This is a genomic window from Plantactinospora sp. ZYX-F-223 (assembly GCF_039649625.1).
Taxonomy (GTDB): domain Bacteria; phylum Actinomycetota; class Actinomycetes; order Mycobacteriales; family Micromonosporaceae; genus Plantactinospora.
The window spans coordinates 42,648-63,634 of sequence record NZ_JBDJAV010000007.1; the positions used below are offsets into that span (position 1 = coordinate 42,648).

A 20,987-nucleotide genomic window follows, 5' to 3' on the forward strand; every position below is an offset into this window, starting at 1 on the left:
GACGTCTCAATGGACGGACACTGAGACGATCCTGACCAGCCGCCCCGGCCGGACTCAATGGCTGGCGGTGGCCACATCCGGCCAGCCTTCCCGCCCAGACCGGCGATGCCGGGCCGCTAGGGGCGCAGTGCCACCCGCAGCTCGGTCAGCCGCCAGGTCCCGGGATCGGGCACCCGGCGGGCTCCGCCCTCGACCAGCGCGAGTCCCGGGAATCGGCGCAGCAGTGCGCCGAGCGCGACCTCGATCTGCACCCGGGCCAGCGCCGCGCCGAGGCAGAAGTGCGGCCCGTGCCCGTACCCCAGGTGTGCGGGCCGGCCGGCGGGGCGACGCAGGTCGAGCCGGTCCGGCTCGGCGAACGCCCGGGGGTCCCGGTTGGCGCCGGCGAGCATCGCGGTGACCGGCTCGCCCTTGCCGATCGGCACACCGGCGATCTCGACGTCCTCCCGGGGGTAGCGGGGCAGGCTCAGCAGTTGCGGGCCGCACCAGCGGGTCAGCTCCTCGACCGCGCCGGGCAGCAGGCCCGGGTCGGCGCGGAGCGCCGCGAGCTGGTCGGGATGCCGGAGCAGCGCCTCGACGGCGTTGGTGATCACGTTGGTCGGGGTCTGTCCGGCGAGCACGAGATGCCAGACCAGGGTGACCAGCTCGGTCTCGCTGAGCCGGTCGGAGTCCTCGGCGTGGATGCCGATCAACTCGGCGAGCAGGTCGACACCGGGCCCGCCGGTACGCCCGGCGACGGCGTTCGCCGCGTCGCGCATGATCGCCGGAACGGCGGCGACGAACGCCGGGCCGTGCCCGGCAGCGACCGCGGCGCCGTACTCGCGCCACCGGCCCCGGTCGGCCGCCGGGATGCCGACCAGTTCGCAGATCACGTCCATCGGCAGCGGCCCGGCGAACCCGGGCAGCAGGTCGACCACGCCGTCGTCGGCCCGGCCGGCCAGCTCGTCGAGCAGGTTGTCCACGATGGGGACGATCCTCGGCCTGAACTCGGCAGCCCGGCGCGCGGTGAAGGCGGGTGAGACCAGCCGGCGCAGCCGGGCGTGCTCCTCCCCCTCCATCTCCTGCATGGTCCGCAGGTATCTGCGGCAGTGCTCGGGGACGTCGAGGCGCTGGTAGCTGGAGGAGTTCAGCTCGAACCGGGGATCGGTGAGCATCGCCTTCACGTCCGCGTACCGGGTGACCGCCCACATGGTGCCGAACCCGGGCGTCACCAGCCGGGCCAGCGGGCCTTGCTCCCTGGCCCGCGCGTACGCCCCGAACGGGTCGGCCAGGGTGGCCGGGTCGGCGAGCCTGAGTTCCGGAATCTCTGCCATGCCGCACTCCTCAATTCAGATGTTGATGTCAGATGTTCTTACCATCTGGATGGCGACGGTATCCTACCCACGCCCGGTGGGCAACGGCCGGCGACGAGGCGGAACGGATGAGGGGACGATGGTCCGGCGCAACAGGATCGAGATGCAGGAGCACAACCGCGCCAGGGTGCTGGCCGCGGCGCGCGACGAGTTCACCGAGCGCGGTTTCCGGGACGCCAAGATCGATCAGATCGCCGAGCGGGCCGACCTGACCCGGGGTGCCGTCTACTCCAACTTCCCCAGCAAGCGCGCCCTCTACTTCGCCGTACTGGCCGAGGCCGCCGAGGCGGCGGGCGCACCGGAGTACCGGCCGACCGCCCGGACGGCCGGCGCGGCGCTGGGCGACTTCGCGCGGGCCTGGCTGGCCCGGCTACCGCTGGCCACCGAGGACCGGCACAGCGCCTCCCGGCTCGGCCGCGACCTCGTCCCCGAGATCCTGGCCGACGAACGGACCAGCCTTCCGTTCGCCCAACTGACCGGGCTGAGCGCGATCGTGCTCGGCCTGGCCCTGGAGCAACTCGGGCCGGGCCGGGCGTCGGCCCGGATGGTCCGGGCCGCCGAAACCGCGCTGACCACCCTGCACGGCGCGGGCCAGCTCGCCGCCGCCGCACCGGGCTTCGGCGAGCCGTTCACGGTCGTCCGCGCCTGTGAACAACTCGCCGACCTGGACCTGGCCGACGAGTGGGCGCCGCCGCACCTGCCGCACGTCTCCCCCGCCCGTCCGGCGGACCAACCATGGACCCCGCCGGCCGGGACCGACGCCCTACGGGACGAGCCGGCCCGGCTGACCGGGGACGGCGTGATCGCGATCCTCGGCCTGCACCGCCTGACCGCCGTCGAGGAAGCACGCCGTGCCGCGCCGGCCGAAGCCGACGTGACGGCCGTGCTGGTCACCGGCAACCCCGGCGAGCTCGGCCCGCTGGCCCGGCTCACCGTGACCGAGCTACGCGGCTGCCTCCGGGCCGCCGTTCCGGCATCCGTCTGGCCTCGGCTCCAGGTCGTGCACGACGAGTCGGGCGCGCTGGCCGCCGCCGCCGGAGTCGCCGCGTGCAGCGACGCTACCGAGAGCGCGGTACGCGTCGAAGCCGGCCGGATCGTCGCCCGGGCCGACGGCTACGGCGCCTGCCATGCGGTGGCCGCCGGCTGACGGCGGGGAATCCCGGCACTGCCCGCGCCGGACAAGCCGCCAGGCTGGTGGTCGGCGCTACTGGCTGACGCCGGACGGGCTCAGCTCCGGCTCGTTCGGCTCCGGCCCGGTCGTCGGCCCGGCCATGAACCGCCGGCTCAGTCGGCGGTACGGCCGGCTGCGCAGCGCCAGCCCCGTGGCGATCAGGCCGACGATCCCGGTCAGCACGAACACCAGGGCGAGCCCGCGGGCGGCGCCCGTACCGAACCAGCCGCCGATCGTCCGGGCACCCGCCCCGTCCGTCATGAACGGGATGAAGACGAACTGCGCGATCGGCGAGATCAGGAACGCGGTCAGCGGCGAGGCGGCCTGCTCGACACTCTGCGCGAAGCCGAAGACCCGGCCCTGCCGCTCGTACGGCACCACCTTCTGCAGCACCGTCTGCTCGGCGGCCTCCGCGTACGGCACGACCAGCATGTAGACGTACAGCCCGACGGTCAGCAGGACGATCGACGCGCGGAGCGGGAACAGCAGGGTGACCGTCCAGAGCAGCAGGTTGACCAGCAGCAGCAGCCGGACGGGGTTCTTACCCAGACCGGTACGGGCGATGAGCAGCCCGCCGACGATGAAGCCCGTGCTCAACAGTCCCCAGAGCAGTCCCCAGGTCTGCACCGACACCAGCGACAGCCCGTACGCGTCCATCAGCGCCATGAAGACGCCGCCCAGGAAGTTGTTGAACGCCGAGAAGAGGATCAGCGCGGTCAGCCCCGGCACCTCGCCGACCACCCGGATGGTGCCGCGCAGGTCCACCTTGCGCTTCGCCGCGACCGCCGGCTCGGCGGTGAGCGCCGGACCGGTGGTGAGCGGCGGCTCGCCGGTCAGCGGCGGCTCACCCGTCGGCGCCGGCCCGACGGTGCCGGCCGGTGCCGCCGGGCGGTCCGGCACCGGCACCAGGGCCAGGTGCAGCAGGGCCGCCGCCAGCACCACCAACGCCAGGGCCAGCACCCAGAGCATCCCGCCGATCGCCACCAGGATGCCGCTGATCACCGACGTCACCAGGAAGGTGACCCCCGAGACGGTGCCGACCAACCCGTTGGCCCGGTCCCGGGTCTCCTCCTCGATGAGCACGGTCACCAGGGTCGGCAACGCGATGGTCCGGATGTTGCCGGCGATGACCCCGAACATCAGCAGCACGACCATCACCCACAGCGCAACGCTGGTCGGGTCGGCGAACGACTCCTCCGGCGTCACCTGGTAGACGGCGAAAGCCAGCGCGTACAGCACCAGCGACACCAGCGCGGACGCCTGCATCACCGTCTTCTTCGAGTGGTGGTCGACGAGGCTGCCGAACCAGATGCCGGTCAACGCCGTCAGCACCAGGAAGATTCCGGAGATCACCCCGGTGGCGAAGACCGACCGCGTCTGCAGGTAGACGTAGAAGGTGATCGCGAACCACACGGTGAAGTTGATGACCGACACCAACAGGGTGTTGGCGAGTAGCTGGTAGAAGGTCTTCCGATCCCCCCGGATCACGCTCATGCCCATGACCCTATGACCTGAACCAAGGTTGATGTCGAGCAGTTTCGCCAGCGCTCGGGCGCGGGGTCCGACGGCCGCGCCACCCACCCGGTGGCCCGGCCCAGGACATGCTGGGTCGGGCCACGGCGGGAGACGCGATCAGCGGCCGGACGGTTGGAAGACGGAGCGGCCGGAGCCGACCTCGAAGACGGCCCGACCCTCCTCGATGCCGACGAAGGTCGCCCGGCTCGGCCCGGCCGCCCGGTACGACCTGCCGGGCACCACCGGCAGCGCCACCCGGGCCGTCACGTTGACCGGTACCTCCAGCTCGACCCGCAGCCCGGCAGCGGTGCGGCGCCAGTCCACGGCCACCGGACCGCGCTGGGTGTGCACGGTGCCGGCGGCGTACGCCAGGCCGGTCGCCGGAGGCGCGATCTCGACCCGCCCGGCGCCCGGGCTCGCGGTACGCACCCCGAGCAGGGTCTCCTGGACGTCGACGACGGCCTGCGCACCCCAGCCGTGCGACTGGCTGAAGTTGGTGCCCGGGTCGAGGGTCCAGGCCTCCCAGGTGAAGGTGCCGCCCTGGGCGAGGATGTTCGCCCAGCCCAGGTCGTCCGGGTTGGTCAGCAGGTCGAGTACGGCATCCGCCCGGCCCGCCTCGCCGAGCGCGGCCAGCAGCCAGTGCGCCGTCATCGGCCCCTGCTTCATGCCCATCGACGCCAGGTGGGCGGCCAGCCCCGGACGGTCCGCCTCCGGCGCCACCCCGTGCGCGATCGCGTACGAGGTGCTGTGCTGGCCGGCGTGCGCGCTCTGCTCGCCGGTGGCGGCGAGGCCGTCGACGTAGACGCCGTCGGGGCGGCGCAGCTTGGCGTTCATCGTGTCGACCAGCGCGTCGGCCCGGGCCTGGTAACCGGCTGCCTCCTCGGCCGGCCGGCCCAGTGCCTCAGCCATCCACCCGGCGGTACGCAGCACGTCCACGCCCTGCGCGTTGATGGTGGTCCGGGCGGCGGCGGTCATGTCGTAGCCGAACCGGCCCGGCTCGGGCCAGTCGACGATGCCGTACTGGTAGGCGCCGCTGCCGCCGGAGAGCCGGGTGACCAGGCCGGCGGTCGGACCGTCGGCCGGGATGTGCCGGAGCACGTAGTCGGCGGTGTTCCGGATCGACGGGTACGCCTCGGCGAGCAGGCCCGCGTCCCCGGTCTCGGAGTAGTAGCGCCAGACCCAGTCCACGAACATCAGCGAGTAGTCGGGGATGTCCCGCTTGCCGTCGCCGTTCGGATAGACCGCGTTGTAGCGGCCCAGGTCGTTGCCGGTGTTCCAGAAGCGCGTGGCGGAGTAGAGGAACTCGCGGATCGCCTGCTGAGTGGCGTCGCGCTCGCCGAAGGCGCCCATGGTGGCGTACGAGATGTCGGCCGCGTCGCCGAGGAACTGGCCCTTCTCCCGGGTCGGGGTGTCGACGAACGCCTCCTGCACCGAATAGATCGCCGACCGCTTCAGCATCTCCCACACCTCGTTCAGGGTGCGGTCGGAGCTGCGGAAGCGGGCCTCCCGGCCGGCCGGGGTGTCGGTGTGCACCAGCACCGCCGAGACGTCGTCCCGGTCGATCCGCTCGCCCGCGTCCGGAATCTCCAGATAGCGGAAGCCGAGGTGGGTGAAGGCCCGGAACTCCTGCTTCCCGTCCTTCTGCGTGTAGGGGAAGCTCATGTCGGTGCCCTGGGAGAGCAGGGTGGAGGTCTCCACCCGGCCGGTGGTCGGGTTCAGGTTGTAGCCGGCCCGGATCGGTACGGTCCGGCCGGCGACCCCGGCGTCGAACCGTACCGCCGGACGGGCCGGGACGACCACGCCGAAGTCCGCGACCACCGTGCCGTCGGCGGCGGTGGTCAGCGCGACCGGCCGGACGGTCCGCTCGGCAAGTCGGGTCTCCTGGCCGATCAGCCGCGGGTACTCCGCCGTCGGGTGCGCCCCGACGACCACGGCCGGCGCCCAGGGCGCGGCGGAGTCGTCGTAACCGGGCGCGGTCCAGCCGGGGATCTCGGCGCGGGCGTCCTGCCGCTCGATCCGGTCACCCTCGCCGTTGCGCCGGGCGGAGCCGGCCGGGAAGAAGCTGTCCCGGGCCACCCGCCACGACCCGTCGGTGACGATCACCTGCCGGGTGCCGTCGGCGTGCTCGACGACCAGTTTCAGCAGCAGCCCGGGGGCCCCGGCGGGGCGGCCCTGGCCGCTGCCGTACCAGTGGTAGCGGACCCCGACCGCGAGCGGCTTGCCCGCCCGGACCAGGTCGGTGACGTCGGCGGCCTGGTAGTAGTCCTCACCCGGATAGCCGAACGAGGTGCCCCGGTCGGCCCGGCGGCCGTTCAGGTAGAGCTCGTAGGTGTGGTCGGCGGCGGTGTAGGCGCGGGCCCGGACCACCCGGCTGTGCCCGATCGGGACCTCGGTGCGGGCCAGCGTGTAGTCGTCGGCGTCCCCGGTGACCCGGCGGATCCAGTTCGCCCCCTCCCACTGGGCGTCGGAGATGCCGGTCTCGAAGCTGCCGCTGCCGGCCGGCGAGCTGCGCCCGGTCCGGTCCCAGGTCCGCACCGTCCACCGGTACGCCGCGCCGGGCGCCAGCGCCGGTCCGGCGTACGGGACGTAGGACTGCTGTGCGGAGCGGACCTTGCCGGAGTCCCAGAGCAGGTCACCGTCGGCCGCCGAGACCGTCAACCGGTACGCGGTCTGGGTCTCACCCGGGTCGTTGTCCCGGGGCAGCCAACCGAACCGGGGCGTGCCCTCGACGTTCAACGGCCGTACCCGGTCGTCGACGGTCAGGCCGGTGGGGGTGGCCGGCGCGTGTCCCCGGGTCGCCAGCGCCGGTGGGGCTCCGGCGAGCACACTCCCCGGCACGAGTACGGCGGTGACGACCAGGGCGGTCCTCAGCCGGGCGGATCGTCGGCGTCGTGACATGTGGCGCTCCTCTTTGCGGTGGACGGTTTCTGCCGGGACGGCTGGCTGGCGCCGTAGCCGAAGGACGGGGCGGACGCGCCGCGCTGTCCAGGCGGGAAATGGTCAGTGCCGGCCCGGCCAGCCGAGCACGGTCGTGCCCGGCTCGACCCCGGTCAGCACGAGCCGGCCGGCGACCACCGCACGCTCCGGCGCCCGCCCCTCGGAGCGCACCCGCACCCTCCGGGCCTCGGAGACGCCGAACTGGGCCAGGTCGAGTTCGATCCGCCCGGTGACGTTCGGCGGCAGCGTGACGGACAGGTACGGCGTGCCGGTCGGATGCGGCCCGGATCCCCGGTCGAGCCGCACCTGGACCGGGCCACGTACCGTCGGGACGGTCGCGCGCAGCCAGCGCAGCGGGCCGGGTTGCGGGGCGACCAGCACCTCCCGGGCACCGGGGGCGAGTGGGCGGACCCCGGCGACGAACCGGGGCACGATGTTGGCCGGCGCCGAGCCCCAGGCGTGCGAGAACGTGGTGTTCGGCTTGATCGACGGGTCCCACGCCTCCATCACGACGGTGGCGCCGAGGTCGTCCATCATGTGCAGCCAGGAGGACTGTCCACGGCTGGTCAGCAGCGCATGCGCGGCGTCGGCCAGGCCGGCCCGGTAGAGCGCCTCCAGCAGGAACTGCGCACCGTAGACGCTGACCCGCATCCCCCCGGCCGCCAGCCCCTCCCCCAGGGCCCGGACGTGCGGCTCCGCCGCCACCCCGAGGGCCAGCGGAAACGCCGTGGCGTGCTGTGCCCGGTGGTCGGTGCCGAGCCCGTCCCGGTAGGCACCGGCGACCGGGTCGAGCAGTTGGGCGTTCAGCGCGGCGCGCAGCCGGGCGGCCAGCTCGGCGTACCGCCGCTGGTCGGCGGGGCGGTCGAGCACCCCGGCGATCCGGGACAGCGCCTCGAAGGCGGCGTACTGCCACGCGTTGATCACGGTGTTGACCCGGGTGAAGACGTACCCGTCCCGGTTGCTCGCCGGCCAGTCGACCAGGTCGGCGTTGGACTGGCTGGAGCCGCCCGGATTCTTCTCCACCAGCCCGGCGGCGTTCAGCGCCTCGTCGAGCTGCCGTTGCACGAAGAGGTCGTAGTCGGCGGCCAGGTTCGACGGGTCACCGGTGGCCAGATAGTCCTGCCAGGCGGTGAGTACGGTCTGCAACCGGTACTCGGCCGGCCAGGTCGGCCGCCGGACCAGATAGGAGGTGGAGTACCGGGCCAGCGCGTACGACCGCTGGGTGGCGTACTCGGAGAGCTGGTTGATGATGGCGTCGCCCTCGTACGGGCCGCGTTCCCGGGTCGGGGTGTCCTGGTAGAGGTCCTGCCGGGTCGCCTCGATCGAGTACCGGCACATCGCCCAGACCCGGTCGAGATCGGGATCGGAACTGGAGAACGCCGCGTCCCCGTCCCGCCAGGGCAGCTTCAGCACCGCCGCCTCGACCGCCCGGGACAGCTCCAGCGCCGGGTCGGCGACCAGTTCGATCCAGCGGAATCCCCGGTACCCCCAGTGTTCGAGCCGCTGCCAGCCGTCCCGCAGGGTCCAGACCTCGCGATAGGTCTGCCCGGCCCGCAGGTGGTACCGGGCGCCGGTCTCGGTGCGCTCCTCGCCGAGCCGGACCTCGACGGTCTGCCCGTCGACCCCGCGCACCGAGAGCCGGAGTCCGCCGACCACCTCCCGCCCGAGGTCGAAGAGCCAACGGCCCGGTTCGAGCCGGTGCACCGCGACCGGCCGCAGGTAGCGGTATTCCATGTTGCCGACCCAGGCCGGTGCCAGCGGCCGGGTCAGCGGGGCGGCGACCGCCGGCTGCCAGCCGGAGTCGTCGAACCCGGCGCGTGTCCAGCCGACCGGCTCGCGACGGGCGTCCAGATACTCCTGCGGCGCCTGGTAGAAGCCGCCGCCGGTGTGCCCGGCCGGTGGCCGCCACGCCCCGGCCCGGCGGGCCCGCCAGCCGGCGCCGGTGCCGAAGACCTGCCGGGTGCCGTCGGTGTAGACCACGACGAGCTGGGCGAGGAAGCTGCGCTCCTGAGTGGAGTAGCAGAGCGCGGCGAGCGCGTTGCGGCCCGGCCGGAGCAGGTCGGTCACGTCGTGGGTGGCGTAGCGGGCCTCGCCGGCCATCGCCCGGACCGGACCGACCCCGACGATCTCGTCGTTGAGCCGGAGCTGGTAGACGTACTGCCGGGTGGGCTCGGGCGACTGGCCGGTCGCGTAGACGTAGCCGGCGGCGATCCGCCTGCCCGGCAACACCACCTCGGTACGCAGCAGCGCCCAGTCGTTGCTCTCGCCCAGCGTCGCCAGTACCGACTGGCCCCGGTCGATCACCAGGTCACCGCCGACGACCGTGCCCGTCGGGCCGAACACCCCCGCTCCGGTCGAGAAGTCCTCGTCGACCAGGACCGCGCCGGTCGGATCGGTGAACCTGGCGGAGTGGAACCGCTGGGATTCGGTACTCCCGTTGCGGAACCCGATGCTCCCAGCGGCGTACGTTTCGTCCACAGTGGTGTCGATCAGCACGTCGTCGAGGTAGGTCCGGATCGTCGGGCCGGCGAGTTCGACCCGCAGCCGCACCGGGGTGCCCACCGGGACCGGCGCGGTGAGCGGCCGGTCCGCCAGCACGGTGTAGCTGCCGTTGCGCTGCACGTGCGTACGCAGCACCCCCGGGGTGCCGGCCCGGAGCTGCCAGAGATAGTTGTTGGCGGTGCTCTGGGCCCGGAACCAGAGGCTGGCGGCGACCGAGGTGATGGTGACCGACACCTCGAAGCTGCCGTCGCCGAGCCGGACGGTGTCGTCCGGCGCCCAGACCGGCTCGGCCACCCAGGTGTCCCCGGCGGCGGTGACCACCCGCTGCGGCGCGGACCAGTGCGAGACCCGCGTCGGACCCGCCCAGGTACGCACCCGCCAGTGGTAGACCGAGCCGGGCCGCAGCGGGGGCCCGGCGTACGGCACGGCGGTGGAGTCGGCCGAGACGACCCGGCCGCTGTCCCAGACCACCCCGCCCCGGCGGGACAGTTCGGTCGTGGTGTGCGCGACCTGCACCTGGTAGGCGTACTGCCGGGGCGCCCGGCCGAGTGCCGGCACGATCCAGCTCAGCCGGGGGTGCGCGGCGGCGATCCCCAGTGGATCGTCCAGCAGGGAGGTGAGCAGTCCGGTCGGGGCCAGGGTTCCGGTCGGCTTGCCGGCCGCCGGGGCGGCGGTGCCGACGAGGCCGGCTCCGGAGGCGATGGCAGTGGCGCCGAGGGCGAGGGCACCCCCGCTGCCGAGCAGCCCTCGGCGGGACAGTTCGGGACCCGGATCGGCGGTGTGCTCGGCGCTGGGCTGGCTCACCCGTGCCTCCTGCCTGAATCGTTTCAGGCAGGTTAACGCCGCTGGCCGCTCCACCGGAAGACGCGGCGGTTGGCCGGATCCGGCCACGTGTGGCGGGTTACACCCCTGACCAGGCGGGTTCCGCCCGGCCACCGCAGTACGGTGAAGCCGTGCCGACGAAAGACGTTCTCACCAGCGCAGACCTGACCGAGCTACGACAGTCCGCGCTCGGCGCGGCCGACCCGCTGGGCATCGCCGCCGAGCTGGCCGAGGCGGTCGAGCAGGGGCGGCTCGCCGATCCGGCCGACGCCGGCCGGGCCCTGACGCTGGCCGCCGAGATCGCCGAGACCAGGGCGAAACTCGACGCCGCGCAGCGGTACGCGGACCGCGCCGTCGGGGCGTACCGGGACAGCACCGAGCCGGACGCCGGCTTCGCCCGGGCCCTGCACGCCCGGATCCTGTTCCGGGCCGGCCGCGCCGACGAGGCGCTCGCCGAGCTCACCGCGCTGCGCCCGCTCCTCGACTCCCAGCCCGACGCCGCCGCGTACCTCAGTGCCGCACTGGACGTCGGTGGCCGGACCGACCTGGCCGAGCAGTGGCTGACCGAGGCGGTCGAGACCGCCCTGCGCAACCGGACCACCCCGGCGGAGGGCCCCGCGGAGGACACTACGGACGCCACGGTGACCGCCGAACCGACCGTGCAGGAAGCCTCCGGGCTGCTCTTCTTCCTGTTGCAACAGCGACACCGGGTACGCCGCGAACTCGACCTGCCGCACGACCAGAACGACAACCTGGCCGACCGGCTGGAGAACGAACTGTTCCGCAGCGCGACCACGGCGGCGGCCGAGCCGGGGCCGGAGGCACGGCTGTTCCTGCCGCAGGACGAGTTCGATGCGCTGCTGTCGCGCTGGCCAGACCTGGCCGAGGCGGTCGGCCGGAACTGGGCCGAGCACCGGGCCGGGGTCCAGCGGGAACTGGTCCGGCTGACCGACCTGGGTCGGGTCGGGCTCGGCCCACTGCGCGGCTCGACCGAGGGGCTGTCCGGTTACGCCGCGCGCACCGGCGCGGCTCCGACCGACGAGTCGGCCCGGTCCGGCTACGCGGCGGAGTTGGCCGAGCGGGGCGGGCAGCTTTCCTGGCCGCCGGAGCGGAACGAGGCGTGCTGGTGCGGTTCGGGCAGCAAGTACAAGAAGTGCTGCCTGCCGCGTACCCGCGCCTAGCTCTCCGGCCGGGCCGGTGGATCGACCTGGTCGATCAGTGAACCTTTTTCAACCTGGACCGCGCGGCGCTCACGCACTGCGTCCGACCTTGCGGTCCGCCGGACCGCAAGGGGAGGTTGAAAAAGGTTCAGTGCAGGCGTAGTCCGGCGAGGAGAACCTCCACCATGCGACGGGCGTCGTACCGGGGGTCCTTGTCCGCGCCGATACAGAGGTTGCCGACGCCCCGCATCAGTTCGAGGGCCTCGATGTCGGGCCGGATCTCACCCGCCCTGACCGCGGCGTCGAGCAGCTCGGCGCAGACCGGCACGAGTCGGTCGAGGAAATAGTCGTGCAGGGTCGCGAAGGTGGCGTCGTCGGACTGCAGCGCCTCGGCGAGGCCGTGCTTGGTGACCAGGAAGTCGACGAAGAGATCGATCCACCGGGCCAGGGCGCCGTGCGCTGAGTCGCCACTCGCCAGCAGCGCCGGGCCCGCCTCGACGCATGCCTCGACCTGGTGCCGGTAGACGGCGACGACGAGATCGGCCCGGGTCGGGAAATGGCGGTAGATCGTCGCCACCCCGACGCCGGCCTTGGCCGCGATGTCCCGCACGGGCGCGTCGACGCCGGAGGCGACGAAGGCCGCGGCGGCCGCTTCGAGCAGGGTCTCCTCGTTGCGCCGGGCGTCGGCCCGCTTCCGGCGGGCCGACGATGCTGGTCCGCTGCCGATCTCAGTCACTGCGCCGTTGCCTCCGTCACTCGTCTTGCTAACCGGAACGCGGTTCCGTATTGTTGAAACGGAACATGGATCCGGTATTCATGGTGCCAGAGCGGGCGCCCCGTGACCAGGCCACGCACCGCCCCGCACGCCACTTTCCCGTCCGTCACCCGCAAGGAGAAGCTCATGCGCCACCCCGACGAAGTCGTCAGCAGGCCCGTCCCCGTCGTCTCGGTACGCCCGGTGCTGCTACCGGCCCCGGGCCGGGACGAGGACCTCCAGGTGCGGGTGTCGGCTCCGGTGACCGGCGACGGATTGCCCATCATCGTCTTCTCACACGGCTTCGGCGGGTCACTGGACAGCTACGCCCCGCTGGTCGACTTCTGGACCGCGCACGGTTTCGCGGTCATTCAGCCCACCCACCTCGACTCACGGACCCTGAACGTCACGCCCGACGACCCGCGTTACCCGGAGATCTGGCGCTTCCGGGTCGAGGACCTGACCCGCATCGTCGACCAACTGGACCGGATCGAAGCCGGCGTTCCCGGCCTCGCCGGGCGTCTCGACCACAGCCGCATCGCCGCCGCCGGCCACTCCTGGGGCGCCCAGACGGCCAGCATGTTGTTGGGCGCGCGGGTCCTCGACGCCCGAGGCGTGCCCGGCGTTGACCTGTCCGATCCGAGGATCAGGGCCGGCGTGCTGCTTGCCCTGCCGGGCACCGGCGGCGCCGACCTGACGCCGTTCGCCGCCGCGCACCTCTCCTTCATGAACCCGGACTTCACCGGGATGACGACACCGGCCCTGGTGGTCGCGGGCGACAAGGACCAGTCCGCCCTCACCGTCCGGGGGCCGGAGTGGTTCACGGATCCGTACTTCCTGAGCCCGGGGGCCAAGAGCCTGCTCACCCTGTTCGGCGCCGAGCACTCGCTGGGCGGGATCTCCGGGTACGCCTCCACCGAGACGACGGACGAGAGCCCCGAACGGGTCGCCCTGATCCAACGACTCACCTGGGCTTTCCTCCGCAGTGCGCTCTACCCCACGGACACCGGCTGGGCCGTGGCGAGCGCCGAACTGACGGAGGGCACCGACCCGCTGGGCCGCGTCGAGGCCAAGTAACGCTCCGGACGAGGCTGCCCGTCCCCTCCGGGGCGGGCGGCCGCCGTCCGCCGCGGCGTACCGCCGGGCCACCGAGATCGGTTGCGACCCGCACTCCGCTCGATCCAGCCGCCCACGGGGCTTGACACCGGCCGCCGCAGGCGGCATATTCAACCTACGAGTTGATTAACCGAGCGGTTGAGAAGGGCGGAGACAGTGGACCGGCTGAGCGAGGTGTTCAGCGCCCTCGCCGACCCGACCCGACGGGCCATCCTGGCCCGACTGGCCGAGGGCGAGGCGACGGTCAACCAGATCGCCGAACCGTTCCCGATCAGCCTCCAGGCCGTCTCCAAGCACCTGAAGGTGCTGGAGCGGGCCGGGCTGATCACGCGGGGCCGGGAGGCGCAGTGGCGGCCGTGCCGGCTCGACGCGGAGCCGCTGCACGAGGTCGCCGACTGGGTAGCCGGCTACCAGCGGTTCTGGGAGCAGCGCTACGACCAGCTCGGCGAGTACCTGCGACAGCTACAGAGCAACAGAAAACGACCGACGGAGGAGTGAGATGAGCGAGAACCTGACGGTGACCCTGCCGTCCGACCTGGAGATCAAGATGGTGCGCGTGTTCGAGGCGCCGCGCGCGCTCGTCTTCGAGGCGCACGCGAAGTGCGAGCACGTCAAGCACTGGTGGGGGCGGGGCAACCCGCTCGACTGCGAGATGGACTTCCGGCCGGGCGGCAGCTACCGCTTCGTCGAGCACGCCCCGGACGGGCAGTACGCGTTCCGCGGCGAATACCGGGAGATCCAGGCGCCGGAGCGGATCGTGCAGACCTTCGAGTTCGAGGGCATGCCCGGGAAGGTCTGCGTGGAGACGCTGGAGTTGACCGAGCAGGACGGCAGGACGACGGTCACCAGCGTCACCCGGTTCGACACGAAGGAGGAGCGCGACGGCATGGCCGCCTCCGGGATGGCCGACGGTGCCCGCGAGTCGTACGACGCCCTGGCCGCGTACCTGACGAAGCTCTCCTGACGCGGACGGAACGGGGAAACCCGATGCGAGAACTGACAGTGGACCTGTTCAGCACCGTCGACGGCTGGCTGCGGGGGCGCGACTCCCCCGCCTACTTCGGCTACGACGGTCCCGACCTGCAAGCGTGGATCGACGAGCAGTCGGCCCGCCCGCAGGTGATGCTGATGGGCGCCAACACCTACCGGGCGTTGGCGGAATACAGCGGTGGCGACGACCCGTCGGCCAAGCGGATGGCGGAGTTGCCCAAGGTGGTCTTCTCCACGTCGTTGCGGTCGCCGCTGAGCTGGCGCAACACCTCGGTGGTGGCCGAGGGCGTCGAGGTGGCCGTACCCGCCATGAAGGCCGCTCCCGGCGACCCGCTGCGGGTGATCGGCAGCATCTCGCTGGTCCGCAGCCTGTTCCGGCTCGGCCTGGTGGACCGGCTGCGCCTGTTGGTGTTCCCGCAGGTACTCGGCGAGACCGGCGAGCAACGGATGCTGGTCGGCCTGCCCGACCTCAATCTGCGGCTCGCCGCCACCGAGGTGCTCGACCGACGGCTCGTCCTGCTCGACTACACGCTGGACAAGACTCCGACATCGGTCGGGTAGCACGAAGATCACTCGACGGAGCCGCACCACCGTCCGGTTGGGGTAGGTCAGCGCAGGGTCACCTGGAAGCTGCGACCGTACGCCTGCCGGGTGCGGGCCTCGATCCGGGTGCTGCCGGGAATCCGGCGGACCCGGATCCCGTCGTCGGCCGAGACCACCCGGAGTCGGCGACCGCGCAGCGTCACCGAGACCGTGTCGCGGTCCGTGGTCGGGTCGGCAACCGCGACCGTGACGGTCCGGTCGCGGGCCTGCCGGAGCAGCACCGAGGCCGGGCCGTCGACCACCAGCCGGTCGGCGGCGTGCCGACCGGGCGCGAAGGCGTTAGCGGCGACCAGCCCCAGCCCGGCGTGCCGGACGGCCTGGAACCGGGTGCTGTTGGCCAGCACCACGACCGGCCCGCCCGGGTACGCCCGCAGCCGCTGCTCCGAGGCGTTCGGCAGCAGGACGTACGCCAGCGAGCCGAGCGGCGCACCGGCGGCCTGCTCCACCGAGACGGCGAAGACCCGCTTCCGCACCATCGTGTCCGGGTTGGCCGTCCGGACCACCCGGCGGCTCCGGGTCACCACCTCGGCGGTGACCGTCGGCGGTGGACCGGACAGGAAGGCGTAGCCGACCGAGGTCTGCTGGGCGGCGTTGGCGTAGCGCAGCCAGGCCAGCGGGGCGGTGCCGGTGCCGCTGAAACTCCGGCCGTCGCGGAGCCGGCCGGTCACCGTCACCGGATCGGACTCCTCGGCGATCCGGCTGTCGACCGTCGTGCTGACCGCCCGGCCGGCCAGGTCGCCGACCCCGGCGGCGAGCACCACGATCTCGTCGTCGAAGAGGAACCACGACTTGGTGGCCACGGCGTTGCGGTACGCGACGAAGTCGTCCGGCAGCCGGCCGGCCCGCTTCGCGGCGTACGCGGCGTCGTCGGACTGGACCAGCCCGGCTGCTCCATAGCTGCCGAGGGTGGCGCCGCCGGAGAACCGGTTGGTGCCGCGCGGGAAGTAGACGTAGGTGTTCTGCGACTCCGACGACGAGGTGAAGCCGAGCGCCGGGTTGTCGTACCAGGCGGTGCCGTACAGCTCCGGGACGGTGTGCCGGTGCTCCACCGGCGCGGTGACCCCGGCCAGCCGGTACGGCGAGACCGTGGTGAAGTAGTCCACCCCGTACGCCTGGGTCTGGTCCGCTCCGGCGAGGTAGAGGTAGTACGCCCCGTCCCCCTGGAACCAGGGCGTCAGGTTCTCGCCGCTCATGTACTCGTACTTGCTGATCCGGTCGGAGCTGCGGGCGAGCGCGAAGGCGTAGCCGGGGCGGCGGTGCACCGTCCGGTCCATCGCGTTGAACGCGACACTGCGCCGCGCCGGGTTCAGGTCGGCCGCCGGGATCGTCGCGTCGGCCAGGATGTCGGCGTACCGGGCGATGCTGACCGGGGAGACGAACGTGCTCGGGTTGAGCACGGCCCGGGAGGTCTGCCGGACGAACTTGACGTAGCCGGCCAACGCCTGCGCGTCGGCGCCGGTGGCGTGGCCGGAGAGGTCGACGACCGCCTCCAGCACGCCCGCCACGTCGGCATAGCCGGTGGTGGTCCGGGAGACCGCCCGGCCCTTGACGATCTCCATCATCCAGCCCTCGAAGATCAGCGGGGCGAACCCGTCGACCACCCAGCCCCGGACCACGTCGACCAGGTCGGCGCCCGGGACGTAGCCGGTGCCTTGGAGGATCTTGATGGTCTGCACCACCCGGGTCAGCAGGTTCCTGCCGTACGAGCCGGTGTAGGCGACCGAGGCGTGCTGGATGAACGACCCGTCGGCGTAGTGGCCGTCGGTGACGCCGTGCTCCAGCGCGTACGGGTCGATGGTGGCGAAGACGGTGAGCTGGTCGGCGAGGGCCTTGCTGATCCGGGCGTCGTCGCCGAGGACGGCGCCCTGGAGGACCCGGTTCGTCGCGATGTCGGCGAGGTTGGCGCCGGTGTGGAACCGCGAGTCGAGGTCGACGTCGCCGTCCTTCCCGTTGCGCAGGTACGCGTCCATCGACCCCACAAAGCTCCCGACCAGCTCCGGCCGGTACGTCGCCACGTCGGCAGCGAGCAGCACCAGGGTCCGGCTGACGTGGTTCGAGATGCCGATCTCCCAGTTGTGCCAGTTGCCGTAGTAGCCGGTCGCCTGGTCGCCGTAGTAGCGCTCGTGCAGCCAGCCGAGCCCGTCGATGACCCGGCGCCGCAGCGTGGTGTCGCCGTCGAGGCTGCCGCCGGGGACCCGGGTGGCCAGGGCGATCTCGTAGAGGTACTGGAACGACGTGGTCAGGTTGGGGTCGCTGGTGCCCAGCGGTACGCCCCGGAACAACTCGCCCGGTCCGGCGCCGGCCAAGGCGTCGAGCCGGGCCCGGGCCGTCGAGTCGATGGTCGCGAGCTTGCCGGCCACCTCGGGCCGGGCGTTCGACTCGGCGGTACCGGCGAAGATCGCGACCGTGTTGTCGAGCAGTACGGTGTGCTCGGCGGGGGCGGCGGCCCGCTGCGGCGGGGTCGCGGCTCTCGCCCGCAATGGCCCGGCCAGCGCCAACAGGCCGGCGGCGGGGATCGTCGACAGGACGGCGCGGCGGGAGACGGGCACGGCGGACGCTCCAAGATCGACGGTAAACGCTTGCCGAATTCAACCAACCACGGTGAAACTTTTCAACCTCCCCCTTGCGGTCCGGATCTAACCGGGAGGAAGTCGGGGCGCGGGCGCCGCGCCGTCCAGGTGGAAGTTTCGCTCTCCACGGCCGATGTCTCGGCCGGGCCGGACCGTGGTCGGACCGGACGCTCAGTTGGCGGTGAAGAGCAGCGAGACGTTCTGGCCGCCGAAGCCGAACGAGTTGCAGATCGCGGCGTCGAGTCGCTGCTCGCGTGGCCCGTCGCTGGCCACCTCCAACCGCACCTCGGGAGCCTTGCGGTCCAGGTTGAGCGTGGGCGGGATGACACCGTTGGCGACCGACAGCAGGGTGACGATGCCCTCCACCGCGCCGGCCGCACCGACCAGGTGACCGAGGCTCGACTTCGGCGCGGTGAGGATGACGTCGTCGCCGAGCGCCTGCTGGATCGCGCTCGCCTCCCCGAGGTCGCCGACCACTGTAGAGGTGGCATGGCAGTTGACGTGCCCGACGTCGCCCGGTCGCAGCCCGGCGTCGGCCACGGCGTTGCGGATCGCCCGGATCTGCCCGGCACCGGTCGGGTCCGGGCCGGTGATGTGGTGCGCGTCGGCGGTGATGCCGTAGCCGGCGAGCCGGCCGAGCACCCGGGCACCCCGGCCCGCCGCGAAGTCCGCGCGCTCCAGGATCATCACTCCGGCCCCCTCGCCGAGCACGAAGCCGTCGCGGTCCACGTCGAACGGTCGGGAGGCCCGCTCCGGCTCGTCGTTGCGCTTGGAGAGGGTGCGCGCCTGGGCGAAGCCGGCGATGGTCAGCGGGGCGATCGCCGCCTCCGCGCCACCGGCGATCACCACGTCGGCCTCGCCGGAGCGGATCAGCCGGACGGCCAGCGCGAGGGCCTCGGCGCCGGAGGCGCAGGCGGAGACGGTGGTGTAGACGCCGGCCCGGGCGTCGAACTCCAGGCTTACCCAGGCCGCCGGACCATTCGGCATCAGCATCGGCACGGTGAGCGGGGAGATCCGGGCGGGCCCCTTCTGTTCCAGCAGGTCGTCCTGGGCCAGCAGCGTGGTGACGCCGCCGATCCCGGTGCCGATCACCACCGCCAGGCGGAGCGGGTCGACCTCGGGACTGCCGGCATCGGCCCAGGCCTGCCCGGCGGCGACCAGCGCGGCCTGCTGGCAGCGGTCCATCCGGCGGGCCTGCACCCGGGTCAGCGCCGAGTCCGGCGAGACGGCCATCGGAGCGGCGATCCTGGTCGGCAGGTCGTCGGTGTGCGCGAACGACGCCATCAGGTCGTCGATCCGGCGTACGCCGGAGCGCCCGGCGAGCATGCCCTGCCAGAGGGAGTCGACGTCCCCACCGAGCGGGGTGGTCGCGCCGAGTCCGGTGACGACCACGTCGCGGCCGCTCATGCTCGCTCCTCCCGTCTTCGCGGTGTGCCGGCTTGTCCGCCGCTAGTTGTATCCCATACAACTATGACATGTCCACCGAGCCACCCCGGGCCCGCGGTCGGCGTACCCGGGCGCAGATCCTCGAACACGCCGCGGCGCTCTTCGCCGAACGCGGCTTCGACGCGGTCAGCGTGGCCGAGATCGCCACCGCCGCCTCGGCCCACCCGAACCAGATCACCTACTACTTCGGCTCGAAGGACGGACTGTTCGTGCACGCCGCGTTCATGCTGCTGCTCCGGGACGCCGAACGGCTGGAGCCGGTCGGCCGACGCCGGCGCACCCCCGCCGCGTTCCGCACGGCGTTGGCCCGCAGCGCCCTGACCCTGCCCGCGGTGCCGATCGCGGTGCAGGCGATGTCGATCGCCCGGCGCCGGCCGGAGTTGCGACCGGTGGCCGAGCAGAGCCTCGCCGTGCTGTTCCGCAAGGCGCAGAGCTATCTCGGCGCGATCCTCGACCAGCACGGCTGGGTGATCGACCGTCCCGCCGACGTCGAGGCACGCACCTTCTGGAGCACCGTCCTCGGCGCCCGGCTGATCTCGGAGTCCGGCTTCGACGGCCGCGCCGACGACATCGACCTGGCCGGGGTGCTCACCGTCCGGAGACCGGCCGACCCGACACCGTGACGGGCAGGGTGCTCAGCGTCCGGGTGCCGGGCGACCCGACACCGCGACGGGCGGGGTCGACAGCGGCGGGCGGGTCGGGCCGCGCAGCACCCGCAGCGCCACCCCCGGACGCGCCAGCGCGGCCGGCGGCCGGACCAGATGCTGCACGTCGGTCAGCACCCGCAGCACGTACGGGTCACGGTCGGCCACCACGGCGGCCCGGTCCAGATACCAGTGGGAGAGCCGGCCACGCCGTCCCGGCCGGACCGCTCCGGCAGCGAACCGCAGGTCGGTACCGGTGGCGATGGTCCACGCGGTGGCGCTGCACTCGGCCACCGCGGCCTGGGCGGCCCGCCCGAACCGTCCCCGGTGAGTCCGGAGGTGCCCGCGGAGCACCACCGCTGTCTGCGCGGCCACGCTCATCCCCTGGCCGTAGACCGGGTTGAAGGCGCAGGCGGCGTCCCCGACCACCAGGAACCCCTCCGGCCAGCGCGGCATCGTCTCGTAGTGCCGGCGGTGGTTGGCGGTCCGCCGGAAACCGTGGATCGGCCCGTCCGGCTCGGCGTCCCGGATCGCCTCGTAGATCAGCGGACTGCGCAGGTTGCGGGTGAACTCCAGGAAGCCCGCCTCGTCGGTGGGCGGGGTCTCGTCGCCGAACCCGCCGAGGGTGACCATCCAACGGCCGTTCTCGATCGGATAGAGCACCCCGGCCCGGGTGACCTGCGGTGGTTTCGGCATCACCATGATGTTCTTCCAGCCGTCGGCGACGCCCGGGGCCAGCCGGTAGCGCCGGCTCGCGTAGCCCAGCCCGGCGTCGACCCTGGTCTCCTCCGGCCGCCCGTAGCCCAGCGCGGCCAGCCACTCCGGGCTGCGGGAGCCGCGACCGCTGGCGTCGACGACCAGGTCGGCCTCGCACCGGTGGATCTCGGGTCCACCGTTGCGGACCCGCAGGTGCACCCCGGCTACCGAGGCGCCGTCCTCGCCGGGCAGCAGTCCGACCACTTCCCGGGCGGTCTCGAACCGGATCCGCCGGTCGCCGGCGAGGCGCTGCCGGATGGTCCAGTCCAGCAGTTCCCGGCTGGCCCCGACCAGGGTGTGGGTGGCCGGGAAGCGTTCCCGCCATCCGTTCGGGCTCAGCGACAGCAGGTCGGTCGGCGCGGCGACCGGGACCGCGCCGCGGTCATACAGTTCGGCCATCAGACCGGGAAAGAGCCGGTCGAGGGCCCGCTGCCCCGAGGTGACCAGGACGTGCAGGTGCCGTGCCTGCGGGATGCCCGTACGCAGCCGCGGTCCGTCCGGAAAGCGGTCCCGGTCGAGTACGGTCACCCGTTCGACGACATCGGCGAGCGTGCGCGCGATACAGAGGCCGGCGAAGCTCCCGCCGATGACCACGGCATGGCGGGGATTGGACAGTGGCGAAGGCATATCTCAATCCTTACCGACACCGCCA

General features: G+C 72.7%; 15 protein-coding genes. 7 read left to right on the plus strand and 8 right to left on the minus strand.

Features of this window, described 5'->3' with window-relative positions; all coding sequences use genetic code 11:
* Window positions 1-116 precede the first annotated feature (116 nt).
* A complete protein-coding gene (locus tag AAH979_RS09190; RefSeq protein ID WP_346257632.1) occupies window positions 117-1,310 on the minus strand; it encodes a cytochrome P450 in 1,194 nt (397 codons plus the stop codon).
* A gap of 118 nt (window positions 1,311-1,428) precedes the next feature.
* Between AAH979_RS09190 and AAH979_RS09195 the strand changes: the two genes are divergently transcribed.
* Window positions 1,429-2,496, plus strand: a complete 1,068-nt coding sequence (locus AAH979_RS09195; protein WP_346257633.1) for a TetR/AcrR family transcriptional regulator — start codon at window positions 1,429-1,431, stop codon at window positions 2,494-2,496.
* A gap of 57 nt (window positions 2,497-2,553) precedes the next feature.
* On the opposite strand, the gene AAH979_RS09200 is transcribed toward AAH979_RS09195, so the two are convergent.
* The 3 genes from AAH979_RS09200 to AAH979_RS09210 all read right to left on the minus strand — a co-directional run bounded on the left by AAH979_RS09200 (window position 2,554) and on the right by AAH979_RS09210 (window position 10,278).
* On the minus strand, window positions 2,554-4,014 hold the full coding sequence (locus tag AAH979_RS09200) for an MFS transporter (RefSeq protein ID WP_346257634.1): 1,461 nt from the start codon (window positions 4,012-4,014) through the stop codon (window positions 2,554-2,556).
* 138 nt (window positions 4,015-4,152) lie between these two features.
* Window positions 4,153-6,933, minus strand: a complete 2,781-nt coding sequence (locus AAH979_RS09205) for a family 78 glycoside hydrolase catalytic domain (RefSeq protein ID WP_346257635.1) — start codon at window positions 6,931-6,933, stop codon at window positions 4,153-4,155.
* Window positions 6,934-7,035: 102 nt separating this feature from the next.
* The gene (locus tag AAH979_RS09210; RefSeq protein WP_346257636.1) at window positions 7,036-10,278 is read right to left on the minus strand and encodes a family 78 glycoside hydrolase catalytic domain; all 3,243 of its coding nucleotides are present in this window, start codon (window positions 10,276-10,278) and stop codon (window positions 7,036-7,038) included.
* 149 nt (window positions 10,279-10,427) lie between these two features.
* Between AAH979_RS09210 and AAH979_RS09215 the strand changes: the two genes are divergently transcribed.
* Window positions 10,428-11,477 carry an SEC-C metal-binding domain-containing protein gene (locus tag AAH979_RS09215; protein WP_346257637.1) on the plus strand — a complete coding sequence of 350 codons (1,050 nt, stop codon included), beginning with the start codon at window positions 10,428-10,430 and terminating at the stop codon, window positions 11,475-11,477.
* 127 nt (window positions 11,478-11,604) lie between these two features.
* Here the strand turns inward: AAH979_RS09215 and AAH979_RS09220 are convergent, their stop codons facing one another.
* Window positions 11,605-12,183 carry a TetR/AcrR family transcriptional regulator gene (locus tag AAH979_RS09220; RefSeq protein ID WP_346257807.1) on the minus strand — a complete coding sequence of 193 codons (579 nt, stop codon included), beginning with the start codon at window positions 12,181-12,183 and terminating at the stop codon, window positions 11,605-11,607.
* A gap of 174 nt (window positions 12,184-12,357) precedes the next feature.
* On the opposite strand from AAH979_RS09220, the gene AAH979_RS09225 reads away from it, so the two are divergent.
* The 4 genes from AAH979_RS09225 (at window position 12,358) to AAH979_RS09240 (ending at window position 14,877) form a co-directional block, all read left to right on the plus strand.
* Window positions 12,358-13,287, plus strand: coding sequence for a chlorophyllase (locus tag AAH979_RS09225; protein WP_346257638.1), 930 nt, complete (start codon window positions 12,358-12,360; stop codon window positions 13,285-13,287).
* 195 nt (window positions 13,288-13,482) lie between these two features.
* A complete protein-coding gene (locus AAH979_RS09230) occupies window positions 13,483-13,824 on the plus strand; it encodes a metalloregulator ArsR/SmtB family transcription factor (protein ID WP_346257639.1) in 342 nt (113 codons plus the stop codon).
* Window position 13,825: 1 nt separating this feature from the next.
* Window positions 13,826-14,290 carry an SRPBCC family protein gene (locus tag AAH979_RS09235; RefSeq protein ID WP_346257640.1) on the plus strand — a complete coding sequence of 155 codons (465 nt, stop codon included), beginning with the start codon at window positions 13,826-13,828 and terminating at the stop codon, window positions 14,288-14,290.
* A 23-nt stretch (window positions 14,291-14,313) separates the two neighbouring features.
* Window positions 14,314-14,877, plus strand: coding sequence for a dihydrofolate reductase family protein (locus tag AAH979_RS09240; RefSeq protein WP_346257641.1), 564 nt, complete (start codon window positions 14,314-14,316; stop codon window positions 14,875-14,877).
* Between the two features lie 47 nt (window positions 14,878-14,924).
* Here the strand turns inward: AAH979_RS09240 and AAH979_RS09245 are convergent, their stop codons facing one another.
* Together AAH979_RS09245 and AAH979_RS09250 are read right to left on the minus strand one after the other, a co-directional pair.
* On the minus strand, window positions 14,925-17,468 hold the full coding sequence (locus tag AAH979_RS09245; RefSeq protein WP_346257642.1) for a polysaccharide lyase family 8 super-sandwich domain-containing protein: 2,544 nt from the start codon (window positions 17,466-17,468) through the stop codon (window positions 14,925-14,927).
* 192 nt (window positions 17,469-17,660) lie between these two features.
* Window positions 17,661-18,896, minus strand: a complete 1,236-nt coding sequence (locus tag AAH979_RS09250; protein WP_346257643.1) for a beta-ketoacyl-[acyl-carrier-protein] synthase family protein — start codon at window positions 18,894-18,896, stop codon at window positions 17,661-17,663.
* A gap of 68 nt (window positions 18,897-18,964) precedes the next feature.
* On the opposite strand from AAH979_RS09250, the gene AAH979_RS09255 reads away from it, so the two are divergent.
* Window positions 18,965-19,558, plus strand: a complete 594-nt coding sequence (locus AAH979_RS09255) for a TetR/AcrR family transcriptional regulator C-terminal domain-containing protein (RefSeq protein ID WP_346257644.1) — start codon at window positions 18,965-18,967, stop codon at window positions 19,556-19,558.
* Between the two features lie 12 nt (window positions 19,559-19,570).
* Here the strand turns inward: AAH979_RS09255 and AAH979_RS09260 are convergent, their stop codons facing one another.
* Window positions 19,571-20,962, minus strand: coding sequence for an FAD-dependent monooxygenase (locus AAH979_RS09260; protein WP_346257645.1), 1,392 nt, complete (start codon window positions 20,960-20,962; stop codon window positions 19,571-19,573).
* Between the last annotated feature and the right edge of the window lie 25 nt (window positions 20,963-20,987).